Here is a 2,673-nt window from a genome sequence, read left to right as displayed (position 1 = left end):
GGCGTCGGGACCGTTCGGCCAGGCGGCCCGCACCACCTCGGGCGGGCACTCCTTGGCCAGCAGGTCGCGCAGCGCATCGCGCAACGCGGTCTGGTCCTCGGTGAAGGCGAAGCGCACGGACTACTTCCGGGGGAGGCCGAGAACGCGCTCGGCGGCGATGTTGCGCTGGATCTCGTTGGTCCCGGCGTAGATCGGACCCGAGAGGGCGAACTGCCACCCCTTCGTCCACGGCCCGTCGAGCTCGGCCTCGGGTCCGAGGATGTCGAGCGCGGTCTCGTGGAGGGCGACGTCGAGCTCGGACCACCAGATCTTGACGAAGCTCGAGGCCGCACCGCTCGGGCGGCCCTCGGCGTCGTCGGTGACGGTCTGGAGCGTCTGGAGCCGGTAGGCCTCGGCCTCCATCCAGCCCTGCACGACCCGGTCCCCGAGCACCGGGTCGACGGTGTGGGCCCGCTCCCGCCACAGCTCGACGAGGCGATCGGCGGTGGCGGTGAAGCGGCCCGGTGAGCGCAGGGTGAGGCCCCGTTCGGAGCTGGTGGTGGCCATGGCCACCGACCACCCGGCGCCCACCTCACCCAGCACGACGCCACCGGGGACGGCGTCGTCGGCCAGGAAGGCACCGTCGAAGAACACCTCGGCGAAGCCCTCGTCGCCGTCGAGGCGGCCGAAGCCGCGGACGGTGATGCCGCCGAGGTCGAGGGGGACGAGCAGGTAGGTCAGGCTCCGGTGGCGCTCGCCGTCGGGGTCGCTGCGGAACAGGCCGAAGAGGTGCGTGCAGAACGCACCCCGCGTGGTCCAGGTCTTCTGCCCGTCGAGCACCCAGCCGCCGCGCTCGTCGTCGCGCCGGGCCCGGCACGACAGCGACGCCAGGTCGCTGCCGGCGTCAGGCTCGGACCAGCCCTGGCACCACAGGTCGTCGCCGCGGGCCATGCGGGTGAGGACGTGAGCCCGCTGCTCGGCGGTGCCGTACTCGAAGACCGTGGGAGCCAGCAGGAAGATGCCGTTCTGGGTGATGCGGGGCGGAGCTCCGGCCCGGTAGTACTCCTCTTCGAAGATCAGCCACTCCCACCGGCTGGCGCCCCGACCGCCGTGCTCGGTGGGCCACGACACGACGGCCCAGCCGCCGTCGAAGAGTGCCCGCTCCCAGTCGAGGTGCTGGGCAAAGCCCTCCTCGGTGTCGCCGGAGAGGATGCGTCCACCGTGGCGCTCACGCCACGCGGCGAGGCTCGCGGTGAGCCAGGAGCGAGCCTCGGCGCGGAACGCCTCTTCGGTCGGCGACCAGGTCAGGTCCACGGGGCGACGATATCTGACGACCCGTCAGGCCTCGCCATCCATCCGTCCTTCAGCCGAACCGGTCGCGGTTCCCGTCGTCGGAGGCACGCCGATGGCGACCACTTCGGGTCCGGCTCGGGCGGGCGGGGCGCCAAGGGCGGCGAGGCGGGCGAGGGTGGCCTCGGCGTCGGCCATGATCCGATCGATGAGGGCGGCGACGGTGGGGATCTCGTCGATCAGCCCGGTGACCTGACCGGTGGGCAGCACGCCGACGTCGGGGTCGCCGTCGACGAGGGCCGCCTTGATGAGCATGGGCGCGTTGGCCGCCATGGCCAGCTGGGCGAGGGTGAGACCCTGGTTCCTCCGCATGGCCAGGCCCTCGGCGATCAGGTCCCGGGACGAGGTGCCGCTCAGCTTCCGGTAGGCGAACGCCTTCCCGACCGCCCGGGGCAACCGGGTGACGATGCTGGAGCCGATGAGGCGGTCGACCAGCTCGGTGCGGATCACCCGCTGCGGGGCGCCGTCGAGCGCGTCGGTCACGACCGTCTCGGTGACCTTGGCCGCCAGGTACCGCTGCTTGACCTCGTCGGGCACCCGGCTCTCGGCGCTCAGGAGGAAGCGGGTGCCCATGGCGATGCCGTCGGCGCCGTAGGCGAGGGCCGCGACCAGGCCCCGCCCGTCGTGGAAGCCGCCGGCACCGAGCACCGGGATCTCCGCGCCGACGGCGTCGACCACCTCGGGCAGCAGCAGGGTGGTGGGCACCGGACCGGTGTGGCCCCCGCCCTCACCCCCCTGGGCGATGACGGCGTCGACACCCCAGTCCAGCATTTTCTCGGCGTGGCGGCGGGCGCCGACGGTCGGCATGGCCAGCAGGCCGTGGTCGTGGACCCGGGCGATGATGTCCTTGCTCGGCGCCCCGGCGAAGGAGATGAGACGCACGCCCTGGCCGGCGACGACACGGATCCGGGCGTCGAGGTCGGGCTGGTCGGCCCGGAAGTTCACACCGAAGGGCGCGTCGGTCGACTCCTTGACCGCGCGCACCGCCCGATCGAGCTCGGTCTCGTCCATGGTGACCGCCGCGAGGATGCCGAAGCCCCCCGCGGCGCTCGTCGCGGCGGTCAGGTTGGCGCCCGACACCCACCCCATGCCGGTCTGCACGATGGGGTACCGGCACCCGAACAGCTCACAGACGCGGGTGGAGAGCACTGGGACCATGGACCGCGCAGGGTAGGCGAGACGGTCCCGGCGCCGTCGCGCGTCGGGCGAAGGCCGGGAGCGGCCGCAGGCGCCGCGCGAGCTCAGAAGGCCCAGGTGAAGGCGAAGACGACGTCGTCGTCGCGGGTGCGCGATCCGCCGGCGGCCTCGTAGAGGGCCATGGCCGCGTGGTTCGACCCGTTGGTG

2 protein-coding genes are annotated in these 2,673 nt (G+C 73.0%); both read right to left on the bottom strand.

Features of this window, described 5'->3' with window-relative positions; all coding sequences use genetic code 11:
• Positions 1-120: 120 nt before the first annotated feature.
• On the bottom strand, positions 121-1,293 hold the full coding sequence (locus VNL12_RS02525; protein WP_325591230.1) for an acyl-CoA dehydrogenase family protein: 1,173 nt from the start codon (positions 1,291-1,293) through the stop codon (positions 121-123).
• A 24-nt stretch (positions 1,294-1,317) separates the two neighbouring features.
• Entirely contained in the window at positions 1,318-2,487 is a 1,170-nt protein-coding gene (locus tag VNL12_RS02520; RefSeq protein WP_325591228.1) for a nitronate monooxygenase family protein, read from the bottom strand.
• Positions 2,488-2,673: the final 186 nt, after the last annotated feature.

Origin of the sequence: Iamia sp. (assembly GCF_035575815.1) — a bacterium.
Lineage (GTDB): Bacteria > Actinomycetota > Acidimicrobiia > Acidimicrobiales > Iamiaceae > Iamia.
Note: the sequence above shows the minus strand (reverse complement) of the source record. Positions and strands in the feature narration are given on the sequence as shown.